The sequence below is a fragment of the Actinacidiphila sp. bgisy167 genome (assembly GCF_965342175.1).
Classification (GTDB): Bacteria; Actinomycetota; Actinomycetes; order Streptomycetales; family Streptomycetaceae; genus Actinacidiphila.
Genome location: NZ_CBDRBL010000121.1, coordinates 1 through 13405, shown reverse-complemented (window position 1 = coordinate 13405; position 13405 = coordinate 1). Strand labels below are relative to the sequence as shown.

Genomic DNA, 13405 nt, shown 5'->3' with positions numbered 1-13405 from the left:
CACAGCCCGCAGTCGGCCATCGCCTCGGCGATCGTCTTCAACGCCCTGATCATCGTGGTGCTGATCCCGCTCGCCCTGCGCGGCGTGCGCTACCGGCCGCTGTCGGCCGCGGCGCTGCTGAACCGCAACATCTGGGTCTACGGCCTGGGCGGTCTCGTGCTGCCGTTCGTCGGCATCAAGGTGATCGACCTGATCATCCAGTTCATCCCCGGCCTCAGCTGACAGAAGAAGGCGATCCATCATGTCCGGCTCCCTGCCCGCCGTGGTCCGCAACCACGCGGCCGCCCTGCGGATGCTGCTCGTGTTCACGGTGCTCCTGGGCATCGCCTATCCGCTGGCCGTCACCGGTGTCGCCCAAGCGGCGTTCCCCGGCCAGGCCAACGGCTCCAGGATCACCCAGGACGGCAAGACCGTCGGTTCCAGCCTCATCGGCCAGAACTTCACCCTCCCCAAGAAGAACCCGGACGACCCCGAGGAGGTCGCCCAGCCGGACCCCAAGTGGTTCCAGCCGCGCCCTGGCGGCTACGACCCGCTCGTCACCGGCGCCTCCAACCTCGGTCCCAACGACGAGGGCCTGGTGAAGACGATCAAGGAGCGCCGGGCCGCGGTCGCCGAGTTCGACGGCGTCGCCCCCGAGGACGTGCCGGTCGACGCGGTCACGGCCTCCGGCTCCGGCCTCGACCCCCACATCTCGCCCGCGTACGCCCGTGAGCAGGTCGCGCGGGTCGCCCGCGAGCGGGGCCTGGACGTCGCCGCCGTGCGCAAGCTGGTGGACGACCACGTCCAGGGCCGGATCCTCGGCTTCCTCGGCGAGGAGCGCGTCAACGTCGTGGAACTCAACGAGGCGCTCACCGCACTGAAGTGACACCTCCGGCCACGGCCGGCGAACCATCCGCACCACGCCGTCCGGCGGCGCAGGGACCACCTGCGCCGCCGGACGGCGTGACACCGCACAAGGAGGACATCCGGTGACTGAGCCAGCCGTCCCAGCCCCGGCCGCCCACCCCCGAGGGCGGCGCGGCAGACTCAAGGTCTTCCTCGGAGCGGCCCCGGGAGTCGGCAAGACGTACCGCATGCTCGACGAGGCCCGCCGCAGGGCCGCCCGCGGAACCGACGTCGTCGTGGGCTACGTCGAGTGCCACAGGCGCCCGCACACCGAGGAGAAGCTCGAGGGCCTGGAGATGGTGCCCCGCGCCGAACGCGACTACCGCGGCGGCGTCTTCACCGAGATGGACCTCGACGCCGTCCTCGCCCGCGCACCCGAGGTGGCGCTCGTCGACGAGATGGCGCACACCAACGTCCCCGGCGGCCGCCACGCCAAGCGCTGGCAGGACATCGATGTGCTCCTCAAGGCGGGGATCGACGTGGTCACCGCCGTGAACATCCAGCACCTGGAGTCGCTCAACGACGTCGTCGAGAAGATCACCGGCGTCCCGCAGCGGGAGACCGTCCCCGACGAGGTCGTGCGCCGCGCCGACCAGATCGAGCTCGTCGACCTGCCGGCCGAGGCACTGCGCCGCCGCATGGCGCACGGCAACGTCTACGCCCCGGAGAAGGTCGACGCCGCCCTGTCGAACTACTTCCGGGTCGGCAACCTCACCGCGCTGCGCGAGCTCGCCCTGCTCTGGGTGGCCGGACGCGTGGACGAGGCGCTGCAGAAGTACCGCTCCGAGCACGGCATCGCACGCGTATGGGAGATCCGGGAACGCGTGGTCGTCGCCGTGACCGGCGGCCCGGAGGGGGAGACCCTCATCCGCCGTGCCGCCCGCATCGCCGCCCGCGCGGCGGGCGGGGACCTGCTCGTCGTGCACATCGTCCGCAGCGACGGCCTTGCCGACGCCTCACCGGCCGCCCTGGCCCGGCAGCGGACCCTTGCCGAGAGCCTCGGCGGCACCTTCCACTCGGTCGTCGGCGACCACGTCCCCGACGCCCTGCTGGACTTCGCGCGGGCCGAGAGCGCCACCCAACTGGTGTTGGGCATCAGCCGACGCGGCCGGCTCGCGCGGTTCCTCACCGGACGAGGCGTCGGCGAGACCATCGTCGAACGCTCCGGCGACATCGACGTCCACATGGTCACCCACGAACGCGCCGGGCGCGGACGCCTCCTGCCCGTCCCCTCCAGCAGTCTGCCCCGGGCCCGCAAGGTGGCCGGCCCCCTCGCGGGACTCCTCCTGCCGGCACTGCTCACCACGGTGCTGGCGAACTCCCGCGGGCACCTGAACCTGACCAGCGAGGCGCTCCTCTTCCTGCTGGCGGTCGTGGGCGTCGCCTGCATCGGCGGCGTCGCCTCCGCGCTGCTCGCGTCCGTGACGGCCTCGTTGCTGCTCAACTACTACTTCATACCGCCCATCGGCCGGTTCACCATCGGCGAGACCAACAACATCCTCGCGCTGGCCGTCTTCGCGCTCGTCGCCGTGACGGTGGCGACGGTCGTGGACCGCTCGCTGCGGCTGTCCAGACGCGCGGCCAGCGCCACCGCCGAGGCCGAGACGCTGTCCTCCCTCGCCGGTAGCATCCTCCGCGGCGACGAGGCCGTCGAGGCGCTGCTGCACCGCACCAGGGAAGCCTTCGGCATGGAGTCCGCGGAGCTCGTCCACGGAAGCCGCGGCGACGGCGCCGGGGTGGACGACCTCGCGGAGGGCGTGGTCGCCGTGCCCGTCGGACCGGACGACGCCCTCGTCCTGCGCGGGCGGCGCCTCGCGGCCTCGGAGCGGCGTGTTCTCATCGCCTTCGCCGGCCACGTGGCCTCCGCACTGGAACGCGCCCGGCTGGCCGAGGCCGCCGCCGAGGTGGAGCCGGTGAAGGCCGCCGACCGGATGCGGACGGCGCTTCTCGCGGCGGTCAGCCACGACCTGCGCACGCCGCTCGCCGGCGCCTGGGCGGCCGTCAGCTCGCTGCGCAGCCGCGAGGTGGAGTTCTCGGCCGAGGACCAGGAGGAGCTTCTGGCCACCGCGGAGGTGTCCCTCGACCGACTCAACCGGCTGGTGGACAACCTCCTCGACATGAGCAGGCTGCAGGCCGGGGCGCTGAGCCTCGCTCTGGAGCCGACCTCCGTGGCGGAGGTGGCCTCGCTCGCCCTCGACGGCCTCGCCGAGAGCACCATCCCCGTCACCACCGGGGGCCTGGAGGACGTACCCTTCGCGCTGGCCGACCCGCCGCTCCTGGAACGCGTCATCGCCAACCTGGTGACCAACGCCCGGCGGTACGCACCCGAGGGAACCGCGGTCCTGCTCAGCGCCAGCGCCCTTGGCGGGCGCATCGAGCTGCGCGTCGTCGACCGCGGCCCAGGACTGCGGCCCCCCGACCGTGAGCGGGTCTTCGAACCCTTCCAGCGGCTCGGTGACACCGACAACACCACCGGCCTGGGCCTCGGCCTCGCCCTCTCCCGCGGCCTGACCGAGGCGATGGGCGGCACCCTCACCCCGGAGGACACCCCCGGCGGAGGTCTCACCATGGTCCTGTCCCTGCCCGCGGCCGACGCCCCCGTCGAGGGGGCCACCGCCCCTGCCGGCGGGGAGGAGGCGCTGACATGAGGCGCGTCCTGGTCGTCGACGACGAGCGGCGGCTCCTGAGGGCGCTGGAGATCGACCTGACGGCACGCCACTACGCCGTCTCCACCGCCCCCGACGGGACCACCGCGCTGCTCCTGGTGTCCCGGCAGCCGCCCGACGCCCTCATCCTCGACCTCGGCCTGCCCGATGTGCAGGGCACCGACATCATCCACGGCGTACGGGCATGGAGCCCTCTGCCCATCATCGTGCTGTCCGGGCGGACCGCTCCCGCCGACAAGGTCGAGGCGTTGGACGCGGGGGCGGACGACTTCGTCACGAAGCCGTTCTCCATGGACGAACTGGCCGCCCGGCTGCGCGCCGTGCTGCGCCGCCCACCCACCGTCCCGGAGGCGCGGCAGGCGATCGCCATCGCGGACTGGCGGGTCGACCTGGGCGCGTTCACGGTCCGGCACCGTTCCGGCACGGGCGAGGCCCCACGGCTCACTCCCACCGAATGGCGGCTCCTCGCCCCGCTGCTGCGCAACCCCGGCCGCTTGATCACCGGGCGTGAGTTGCTGCGGGAGGTGTGGGGCCCGGGCAACGAGAAGCGCACCAACTACCTGCGCGTCTACCTCGCCACGCTACGGCACAAGCTGGAACCCGATCCCGCCCACCCGCGCCACCTGATCACCGTTACGGGCATGGGCTACCGCTTCGAGCCCTGAGCGCGCCCGCGCCTGCCCGGTGACGCCGCCCGGCGCGGCGCGCTCTCCGCCTCACCGCGCGCCCGAAGCGACGTCTGCGAGGCCGCGTCCGGGCTGCCGCGCAGGCGTTCCCGTCAACACCGCGTCAGGATCCGTCTCCTGCACCGCCAAGGACCTGTCAGGGCGGTGTGCTCGGCCTCGCGGCGCCGGTGTGCTGGTGGTCGTCCACCGGCGAACAGCACTTCAGAAGGCACCCCCAGCATGCAGCCCCCGGCTTCCGCGACCGACCGCTCCCCGAACCCGCGCACCTACGCACGGCCGCCTCTGCACCGCGGCGGCAGGCGCAAGGTGCCGGCCGGGCTGCTCCAGCCCCGACTCCTCGTGAAGTCGTTGCCCGAGGCGCTGCGCAAGCTCGACCCCCGCCGCATGGTGCGCAAACCGGTCCTGTTCGTCGTCGAGGCCGGCGCCGCCCTGACCACCGCCTCGGCCGTCGTGCACCCGAGCGTCTTCGCCTGGGTGATCAGTGTCTGGCTCTGGCTGACCGTCGTCTTCGCCAATCTGGCCGAGGCCGTGGCCGAGAGCCGCGGTAGGGCCCAGGCCGATTCGCTGCGCCGCACCAGGAGCGACACCGTGGCCCGCCGCCTCACCGGCTGGCGCCCCTACGGCCGCGACCACACCGAGGCGACGATCCCCGCCGCCGAGCTGAAGCCTTTCGACGTCGTCGTGGTCGAGGCGGGGGAGATCGTGCCGGGCGACGGCGAGGTCGTGGACGGGATCGCCGCAGTCGACGAGTCCGCCATCACCGGCGAGTCCGCCCCGGTGATCCGAGAGGCCGGCGGCGATCGCTCGGGGGTGACCGGTGGCACGAAGGTTCTGTCCGACCGCATCGTCGTGCGCGTCACCTCCCGCCCAGGACGGACGTTCCTCGACCGCATGATCGCCCTCGTCGAGGGCGCCGCCCGGCAGAAGACGCCCAACGAGATCGCGCTCACCATCCTGCTGTCGTCGCTCACGATCGTCTTCATCCTCGTCGTCGTCACCCTGCAGCCGATGGCCGTCTATGCCGACGCCGCGCAGAGCACGGTCGTCCTCGTGGCCCTGCTGGTCACCTTGATCCCGACGACGATCGGGGCGCTGCTCTCGGCGATCGGCATCGCGGGCATGGACCGGCTCGTGCAGCGCAACGTCCTGGCGATGTCGGGGCGCGCCGTCGAAGCGGCGGGAGACGTCTCCACGCTGCTGCTCGACAAGACCGGCACCATCACCTTCGGCAACCGGCGTGCCGCCGCGTTCATCCCGCTCACGGGCGTGGACGAGCTGCAGCTCGCGCAGGCCGCGCAGGTCTCCAGCCTCACCGACGAAACCCCCGAGGGCCGTTCCATCGTGGTCCTGGCCAAGGAACGGTACGGGCTCCGCGCCCCGTCGAAGGGAGAGCTCGGCCAGAGCCGCTTCGTGCCCTTCACCGCGCGCACCCGTATGAGCGGAGTCGACCTGCGCTGGGAGGACGGCGCCGGCGCCTCCGTGCGCAAGGGCGCGTCCGGCGCGGTGGCCGGCTGGGTCACCGGACGCGGCGGCCACGTCCCCGAAGAGGTCGACCGCCTCGTCAACGCCATCGGCGCCTCGGGCGGCACCCCTCTGCTGGTCGCCCTCGACGACTGGAACGGCGCGCGTGTGCTCGGCGTCGTCCACCTCAAGGACGTCGTGAAGGAGGGCATCCGCGAACGTTTCACGGAGCTGCGGCGCATGGGCATCCGCACGGTGATGGTCACCGGGGACAACCCGCTCACCGCTCGCGCCATCGCCGATGAGGCAGGCGTCGACGACGTCCTCGCCGAGGCGACCCCAGAGGACAAACTCGCCCTGATCAAGCGGGAGCAGGCGGGTGGCAACCTGGTCGCCATGACGGGAGACGGCACCAACGACGCCCCGGCGCTGGCCCAGGCCGACGTGGGGGTGGCCATGAACACCGGCACCTCGGCCGCCAAGGAGGCCGGGAACATGGTGGACCTGGACTCCGATCCCACCAAGCTGATCGAGATCGTCGAGGTCGGCAAGCAACTGCTCATCACTCGGGGCGCCCTGACGACCTTCTCCATCGTCAACGACGTGGCCAAGTACTTCGCGATCATCCCCGCGATGTTCGCGGCATCGTACCCGGGCCTGGACAGGCTCAACATCATGCGCCTGCACAGCCCGACGTCCGCGATCACCTCGGCGATCATCTTCAACGCTCTCGTCATCGTGGCGCTGATACCGCTCGCTCTGCGCGGCGTGCGTTACACCCCCTCCTCGGCGGGCGACCTGCTGCGGCGCAACCTGCTGGTGTACGGGGTCGGCGGTCTGGTCGTGCCGTTCCTCGGCATCAAGCTCATCGACGTGGCCGTGGTGCAGTTCGTGCCGGGCCTCGGTTGACCGGGCGCATCGCGTCCGTTCGCACGACCCAGGAAGACGGTGGCACGTGCCGAAGGCGCCTGGGAGGCGCGCGGCCTCCCGGGCGCCTCCCAGGCGGGTCAGCGGGGCGGGCTCGCGCCGCGGGCGGCGAGCATGTCCGCCATGAGGCGGATCTCCGCCTCCTGGCCCTGGACCATGCCCGCCGCCAGGCGTCGCACCTGGTCGGTCCGCGCGAGGTCGGCCGCCGCAGCCGCCATCTCCACACCGCCCCGGTGATGGACCGTGAGCAGGTGCAGGTAGAGAACCGCCGCGGCCTTGCCGTGGGCCCCTTCCAGCCGGCGCAGGTCGGCGTTGGTGGCCATGCCGGGCATCAGCGCCCCGTCGTGCGGCTGGTAGGACATCTCGTGGCCCATCCAGGCCATGGGGGGCTTCGACGACGACTTCGGCACGCCCCAGACGTCCAGCCAGCCCAGCAGCATGCCCCGCTGATTGGCCTGGGTGTTGATGACGTCGTAGGCGAGCCTACGGACATCCTCGTCCTCGGTGCGGTCGCGGACGATCAAGGACATCTCCACCGCCTGCTGGTGGTGGATCGCCATGTCGCGTGCGAAACCCGCGTCCGGCGACTCCGTGCCGGGGGTGCCCCCGCTGCTGGGCCGTGCCGTCAGCAGGGTGAAGGCCAGGGCCGCGAGCACGACCAGCACCATGGCGCCGGCGAGCGCGAGCAGCGGCCTGCCCGCGCCGCGGGCGGCCGTCACGAGGCCTTGCCCCCGGTGCAGGGCGCGCCGGGCTCGGGGGTCTGCTTGCCCTGCACATAGGTGTCGAAGAACGTCGCCACACGCGGGTCGTCCGCCTTGGTGACGTTTAGTTGGTGGCCCCACGCGGTGAGGGTGATCGGCGAGGCCTGGTCCGTGTAGGGGCTCATCAGGGAGTACGGCGTCTTCGAGACGCGGGCGCTGAGCGTCTTGACGTCGGCGTCCGTCGCCTTGTCGGTGTAGGTGACCCACACCGCGCCGTGCTCCAGGGAGTGAACGGCGTTCTCATTGGTGACGGGCTTGTCGTAGACGTCGCCGTTGCAGTTCTGCCAGACCGGGTTGTGGTCGCCTCCGGCAGGCGGGCTCATGGGGTAGTCGACGGTCTTGTCGACGTGGTTCTGCGTGAGACCGGACCACGACTTCTCCCCGCTGACGGAGCCGGCCGCGGCCTTGGAGCTGCCGTCGCCGTCGTCGGCGGAGTTGACGAGCCAGACGCCGCCGCCGACCAGCCCGGCGAGGATCACGGTGCAGGCGGTGATGGTGATGATCCGGTTGCGGCGTTCACGAGCCTGCTCCTTGCGGCGTATCTCCTCGACGCGTGCGCGGCGGTCGGCGGCCTTGGCCTTGACGGAACCCATGGTGTGTCCTGATTCCCCGCCGCGTCGGCGACACGGCGGTCGGTGATGGAGGGGTCGGATGACGTACGGCGCGCTCCGGCGGTTCCGCCGATGCGCTCGGGCCCCTCTACGTCCGTTGGATCTGGAGCACGTGCAAATCAAGGGAGCGCACGGTGTCGGGGGACGGCGCGGTCAGCCCCGCGGCGGCGACCGCGGAGGGCCACACCGACGGCAGTTCCGCGCCGGCGAGGTGCGGCAGTGGCGCCGAGCCCAGGGTCACAGGCGTGTGTTCGGCGGGGGAGCAGCCGTTGCCGCGCCTGCCGGGGTCGTGGGCGTCCGTGCACACCGCGTCGGTGGCGTACGCGTGGTGCGAGGAGACGAGGGTCCGCACCGAGTCGTATGCGCCGCCCGGCGCCTCGTTGTGACCGCACACCCCGAGCGCGGCGAACAGCCCGCACAGGATCAGGACAACGCAACTCAGAGGCCGCGCGGATAGGCGGGCGGGTATCGCACCGCCTCGGCCGGCTTCTCCGTCACTGCGCATCGCGGCAGATCGTACCCGCCGGTGCGCGCCGTACCCGCGCCGGGTGCGCCCCCGGCGGAAACGGGCGTCCCCGTGTCTCCGGGCCCGCATGCGGGTCGCTCAGGGTGCCCACCGCCACGACCGCCGACCGCAGTTGCGAGCCCCCACTCGGCTCCCTTGCCGCCCGGAGCCTCATGCGTTCACCTATGCGGTGCCGCTCCGCGGGCGAACGTCTCCCCGGGCGCCCCGGTGCCCCCGTCACACGCACGGCCCGGGAGCCTCGCGCCCTTGCGTCACACGCCCGGAACGGGCGGCGCACGCGGTCCCGGCGTAGCCCCGCTGACGCCGCCGGAACCTCCCTGGCGACCCGCGCCGTCAACGTTTCCGTGCCCGCCGTCAACGTCGCGTCAGGGACCGCGCCCGGCCCCTCGTCCCGGGCATAACGTCCCTGGTGCGTCCCGGACCGCCGGCCCCGGCCGGGGCGCCTCAGGAACCAACAGGGCGCCGCACCAGGAGGAAGCCATGACCGAGCTCACGCACGGGGACGACCCCGAGCCTTCGGATCCGTTCCCGGTCGGACGACACCGGGAGACGTTGTACGTCCCCGTCCGGCCGGGAACCGTGGGATGCGTCGCGCGCATGTTCCGCACGCCCCTGGGCGGCCGTACGGCCGTCGGCTTCACCACCCCCGAACGTCTCACACGGACGCTCGGCGACGACCAGCAGTGGATCACCCTGTCGGAATCCGCGTTGCGGTCGCTGGCCCGCCCGCTCGGTGTCACGGCGCTGACCGTGGACCCGCAGCTCGCCGCACCCGCGGTGTCGGACGCACCAGCCGTGTCGGACGCACCGGCGGAGACCGGTCGCCGGCTCGACCCCCAGACTCTCGGGGTCCTCAGGGTCACCGGCGCGTTCGCGCTGGTCGACGCTCTGGCCCTGTGGATCGGCTGAAAGGAACGCCGTCATGACTCTCGCCACCGAGCACGTGGAGACCGCGTACCCCGACGCCGACCTGTCGGTGTGGCCCGCCTCCGCCGTCGGCGCCCCCCATGGTGACGTCACCGTGGCCGGGGTCGCGCTGACCGAGATCGCAGAACGCTTCGGCACCCCGGCCTACGTCCTGGACGAGGGAGAGGTACGCGACCGCTGCCGCGCCTACCGTGCGGCCTTCCCCGACGGCGACGTCCTTTACGCCGCCAAGGCCTTCCTGTGCCGCGCCATGGCCCACTGGGTGGACGAGGAGGGCCTCGGCCTTGACGTCTGCTCGGCCGGGGAGCTCGAGCTGGCGGTCGTCGCCGGCTTCCCGCCGGAGCGCATCCTGCTCCACGGCAACGCCAAGAGCCCGCAGGACCTGACCACCGCGCTGCGCCTGGGAGTGGGCAGGATCGTGATCGACAGCACGGGAGAGATCCCCCGGCTGGCCGCCCACGTCCCGCCGGGGGAGCGGCAGAAGGTGCTGCTGCGCATCGTGCCGGGCATCGCCGCAGGTCACCACCACGCGGTGCGTACCGGCACCGACGACCAGAAGTTCGGGCTGTCCCTGGCCGACGGATCGGCGCAGCACGCCATCGCGCGCGTGCTGGACCAGCCGCGGCTGGAACTGGTCGGACTGCACTGCCACCTGGGCTCGCAGATCAGCAGCATCAAGCCGTATCTGGCGGCCGTGCGCCGGCTGGTCGGCCTGCTGGCCGCCGTGCGCAGGCAGCACGGCGTCACGCTGCCGGAGCTGGACCTGGGTGGCGGACACGCGGTCGCCTACCGTCCGGGCGAGGCGGCGATGGACCTGACGACGCTGGCCGCGCGTATACGATCCGAACTCGCCGAGGGCTGCGCGGCCGCCGGCCTGCCGGTGCCGCGCCTGGCGGTGGAGCCGGGCCGCGCGATCGTGGGTCCCGCCGGTGTCGCGCTCTACCACGTGCTGTCGGTCAAGCGCACCGGCGGCCAGACCTTCGTCGCGGTCGACGGCGGCATGAGCGACAACCCCCGGCCCGCCTTGTACGGGGTGCGCTACACCCCGCGGCTGATCGGCCGTCACTCCGACGAGGACCCGGTCCTGGTGACCGTGGTCGGCCGGCACTGCGAGGCCGGTGACGTGCTCGCCTCCGCGGTGCCGCTGCCCGCCGACGTCCGGCCCGGGGACCTGCTCGCGGTGCCCGTCGCGGGCGCCTACCACCTGTCGATGGCGTCCACGTACAACCTCGTCGGACGCCCGCCGCTCGTCGCCGTCCACGAGGGCAGGGCCCGGCTGCTGCTCCGGCGCGAATCCCTCGCCGACTACCGCAACCGCGATATCGGGCTGTGAGCCGGGCGTCGCCGACGCCCGCCGAACGCCCCTTCGAACGCCCTCCGGGCAGGTGATGTCCCCGCGTCCCTCCTGCCCGGAGGTGCGCCGTGCCGGATCCGGCGCACGGCGCCGATCCAAAGGGTCCCCGCGCACCGCCAACGCGGTGGCCATGCCGTCCGCGCCGTCCGCTCACGGCGGCAAGGGGGTATGCATCCTCCCCGCGGCCCCCGGAACCCGGACCGTGGACGTCCGACGTGACCCCGCACGCCGGACAGGGCAAGGGACAAGGAGCGACAACCCGTGGACATGAGACTCGAGGTCGTGGTGGTGCCCGTCTCCGACGTCGATCGGGCCAAGGACTTCTACGTGGGCCTCGGCTGGCGGCTGGACGCGGACGTCTCCTCCGGTGACGACTTCCGTGTCGTCCAGGTGACCCCGCCGGGTTCGCCCTGCTCGGTGATCTTCGGCACCGGTGTCAGCTCGGCCGAGCCGGGCTCCGTCCAGGGCCTGCACCTGATCGTGGAGGACGTCGTCGCCGCGCGTCAGGAACTCGCGGGGCGCGGGGTCGCGGTGAGCGAGGTCTTCCATGACGCCGGGGGAGTGTTCCACCGCGCCGGGACCGAAGGACGCGTGCCTGGCCCCGATGCCGAGCGGCGCAGCTACTGCTCCTACGCGTCGTTCAACGACCCCGACGGCAACGAGTGGGTGTTCCAGGAGATCACCGAGCGGCTGCCGGGCCGCTGACCGACCTCCCCCGGGCGCTCACCGCCGCCGGCGCCGCACCGCCGCGCGAGGACCGTGTGCGGAGGAGGCCGCTCGCGCCGCCGCGTCACACCGACGCCGCGGTCTCCTGCGGAGCGGCCGCGCCGAGCATGGCGAGGCAGTTCGTCCAGAGCGGGCTGAGGCGACCGGTGTCGTTGTAGAGCTTGGCGAAGAGCACCTGTCCCTCGAGCTGGGCGACGATCGACACGGCGGCGGCGCGAGTGTCGGCGACGGCGACGTCGCCGCGCTCCTTCGCCTCGGCGACGAGTTCGTCGATCATCTCGACCTGCACGTCGAAGATCTCCTGCAGGCGGCGGCGGATGGACTCCGTCTGGTTGCTCATCTCCAGCGTCAGGTTGCCGAACATGCAGCCCGACACGGTCCCGCAGGACTTCTGGCCCGCGTGCTGGACCTCCTCGGTCGCCTGGAAAAGCCGGCGCAGCCGCTCCAAGGGGGCCCCGTCGGAGCCCAGGATGCCGGCCCACTCGCCCCTCTGGACCGCCCAGTGCTCGTCGATGACGGTCAGGGCCAAGGCTTCCTTGGACTCGAAGAAGTAGTAGAAACTTCCCTTGGGCACCCCGGCCGCCTTGCAGATCTCGGCTACCCCGAGGGCGGAGTAGCCACGCTGCTCGATGAGCGTGTGCGCGGCAGTGATGATCTTCTCCCTGGCGTCACTTGTGCGTCCCATGGCAGCAGTATACGACCGATCGACTATTTCCGGGTCGACCGGCCGTCCCCCATCGTGGCCGCGAGGGCGGGCCGCCCGCCAGGATCTGGTTCCTCCCTGCTGGGAGGCATGGACTCCCAGCCGAGCCGTGACACGAGGTCTCACCGGGCAGGCCGGGTCCGCGGCCTCGCGTTACGGCCTGCCAGGCACGCGGGGTGCCGTCGCGGAGGTGCCGCCGCGGCCTAGCATGGCGGTGTGGAGCTGCGTCAACTTCGGTACTTCGTCGCTGTGGCCGAGGAGCTGAACTTCGGGCGGGCGGCCGAACGGCTCCTGATCGCCGGGCCCTCCCTGTCCCAGCAGATCAAGGCACTCGAACGTGGTCTGGGGGTCCGGCTCTTCGACCGCGACCGCCGCTCGGTCTCGCTGACCCCCGCGGGTTCGGCGCTGCTCCCGCCGGTCCGGGAGCTGCTGGAGCGCGCGGACGACGTGGGGCGCCGGGCGAAGCAGCTGGCGGGCTCGGAAGCGGTACGACTCGGCTACGTCAACTGGCTCCCCGCCGATCTGGCGGCCCGCGCGTCGGCGGTGGCCCGACTGCACGTCGACGCGTGGGTCGCGCCCTCCCACACCCAGGCGGCCCGGGTCGCCGACGGCAGCCTGGACCTTGCGGTGTGCTGGGTGCGGACCGAGGACCTGGAGCGGCGGGGCCTGCGTTCCCGGTTCCTGGGGGCGGATCTCCTCTACGCGGTCTCCACCGGCGGGGACACCGGCGCCGTCCGCGCGGAGGACACCGTGGTGCTGCTCGACGACGACACCACCTCCTGGCTGTCGTGGAACCTCTACGCGGAGCGCCTCGCCACCGAGACGGGAGCGCGGGCGGTCCGCATCTCCGACGGCGGCGTCACCGGCAGCGGGTTCTTCGACCACGTCCGCCGCTGCCGCGGTCCGGTCGTCAACTGCCCGAAGGGCCAGACCGCCCTGCTGCCGCCCGATCTGGTCAAGCGGCCGGTGCTCGGCCCCGAGGTCTACTGGACCTGGTCGCTGGTCTGGCGGAAGGACGAGGTCCGGGACGCGGTGCTGGGCGTGGTGGACGCCCTCACCGAGGGTGTGAGCGACCCGGGCATCCACACTCCGGGCGCCTGGCTGCCCGACGGAGACCCCTACAAGCGTTGACATCCTCCCGGGGCTTGAAGGCCGGGGATTCCCGCCTGCTT

General features: G+C 72.4%; 12 protein-coding genes and 1 pseudogene. 9 read left to right on the top strand and 4 right to left on the bottom strand.

Annotated elements, in window-relative coordinates; all coding sequences use genetic code 11:
• The 5 genes and pseudogenes from ACRWND_RS28885 to kdpB form a co-directional block, all read left to right on the top strand.
• Positions 1 to 222: pseudogene (locus tag ACRWND_RS28885) on the top strand (potassium-transporting ATPase subunit B); the annotation flags it as partial.
• Positions 223 to 241: 19 nt separating this feature from the next.
• Entirely contained in the window at positions 242 to 865 is a 624-nt protein-coding gene (gene kdpC, locus ACRWND_RS28880) for a potassium-transporting ATPase subunit KdpC (protein WP_431954586.1), read from the top strand.
• A 103-nt stretch (positions 866 to 968) separates the two neighbouring features.
• Complete coding sequence (locus tag ACRWND_RS28875; protein WP_431954584.1) at positions 969 to 3533, top strand: ATP-binding protein; 2565 nt, start codon at positions 969 to 971, stop codon at positions 3531 to 3533.
• Complete coding sequence (locus ACRWND_RS28870) at positions 3530 to 4216, top strand: response regulator (protein WP_431954583.1); 687 nt, start codon at positions 3530 to 3532, stop codon at positions 4214 to 4216. The genes ACRWND_RS28875 and ACRWND_RS28870 overlap by 4 nt, the downstream gene beginning before the upstream one ends.
• A 240-nt stretch (positions 4217 to 4456) precedes the next feature.
• Positions 4457 to 6607, top strand: a complete 2151-nt coding sequence (gene kdpB, locus ACRWND_RS28865; protein ID WP_431954581.1) for a potassium-transporting ATPase subunit KdpB — start codon at positions 4457 to 4459, stop codon at positions 6605 to 6607.
• 98 nt (positions 6608 to 6705) lie between these two features.
• Here kdpB and ACRWND_RS28860 read toward each other — a convergent pair whose 3' ends face one another.
• The 3 genes from ACRWND_RS28860 to ACRWND_RS28850 form a co-directional block, all read right to left on the bottom strand.
• Positions 6706 to 7344, bottom strand: a complete 639-nt coding sequence (locus tag ACRWND_RS28860; RefSeq protein WP_431954579.1) for a DUF305 domain-containing protein — start codon at positions 7342 to 7344, stop codon at positions 6706 to 6708.
• Entirely contained in the window at positions 7341 to 7979 is a 639-nt protein-coding gene (locus tag ACRWND_RS28855) for a DUF3105 domain-containing protein (RefSeq protein ID WP_431954577.1), read from the bottom strand. Before ACRWND_RS28855 ends, ACRWND_RS28860 begins: the two co-directional genes overlap by 4 nt.
• A gap of 106 nt (positions 7980 to 8085) precedes the next feature.
• Positions 8086 to 8502 carry a hypothetical protein gene (locus tag ACRWND_RS28850; RefSeq protein ID WP_431954575.1) on the bottom strand — a complete coding sequence of 139 codons (417 nt, stop codon included), beginning with the start codon at positions 8500 to 8502 and terminating at the stop codon, positions 8086 to 8088.
• Positions 8503 to 9003: 501 nt separating this feature from the next.
• Between ACRWND_RS28850 and ACRWND_RS28845 the strand changes: the two genes are divergently transcribed.
• From ACRWND_RS28845 to ACRWND_RS28835, 3 genes are all read left to right on the top strand, one after another.
• A complete protein-coding gene (locus ACRWND_RS28845; RefSeq protein WP_431954573.1) occupies positions 9004 to 9432 on the top strand; it encodes an SAV_915 family protein in 429 nt (142 codons plus the stop codon).
• 13 nt (positions 9433 to 9445) lie between these two features.
• Positions 9446 to 10783 carry a diaminopimelate decarboxylase gene (gene lysA, locus ACRWND_RS28840; protein WP_431954571.1) on the top strand — a complete coding sequence of 446 codons (1338 nt, stop codon included), beginning with the start codon at positions 9446 to 9448 and terminating at the stop codon, positions 10781 to 10783.
• Positions 10784 to 11065: 282 nt separating this feature from the next.
• The gene (locus tag ACRWND_RS28835) at positions 11066 to 11509 is read left to right on the top strand and encodes a VOC family protein (RefSeq protein ID WP_431954569.1); all 444 of its coding nucleotides are present in this window, start codon (positions 11066 to 11068) and stop codon (positions 11507 to 11509) included.
• 85 nt (positions 11510 to 11594) lie between these two features.
• On the opposite strand, the gene ACRWND_RS28830 is transcribed toward ACRWND_RS28835, so the two are convergent.
• Positions 11595 to 12215: a TetR/AcrR family transcriptional regulator gene (locus ACRWND_RS28830; RefSeq protein ID WP_431954567.1), complete on the bottom strand. Its 621-nt coding sequence runs from the start codon at positions 12213 to 12215 to the stop codon at positions 11595 to 11597.
• Between the two features lie 234 nt (positions 12216 to 12449).
• On the opposite strand from ACRWND_RS28830, the gene ACRWND_RS28825 reads away from it, so the two are divergent.
• Positions 12450 to 13364 carry a LysR family transcriptional regulator gene (locus ACRWND_RS28825; protein ID WP_431954565.1) on the top strand — a complete coding sequence of 305 codons (915 nt, stop codon included), beginning with the start codon at positions 12450 to 12452 and terminating at the stop codon, positions 13362 to 13364.
• Positions 13365 to 13405 lie beyond the last annotated feature (41 nt).